Below are 259 nucleotides of genomic sequence, written 5' to 3' on the forward strand. Positions count from 1 at the left end.
CAGATACAGACGGCGACGGTGTAACTGATGGTGACGAGAAGAAAGATGGTATTGATCCTAAGACCCCAGATACAGACGGCGACGGCGTAACTGATGGTGACGAGAAGAAAGACGGTACTGATCCTAAGACCCCAGATACAGACGGCGACGGTGTAACTGATGGTGACGAGAAGAAAGATGGTATTGATCCTAAGACCCCAGATACAGACGGCGACGGCGTAACTGATGGTGACGAGAAGAAAGACGGTACTGATCCTAA

Annotated in this window: 1 protein-coding gene; it reads left to right on the forward strand. The window is 50.2% G+C overall.

Going from position 1 to position 259, the window contains the following annotated elements:
- A partial coding sequence (locus NF418_RS10435) for a hypothetical protein (RefSeq protein ID WP_256779550.1) occupies positions 1–259 on the forward strand: 259 nt, incomplete at both ends.

The sequence above is a fragment of the Streptococcus suis genome, assembly GCF_024509555.1.
Taxonomy (GTDB): domain Bacteria; phylum Bacillota; class Bacilli; order Lactobacillales; family Streptococcaceae; genus Streptococcus; species Streptococcus suis_AD.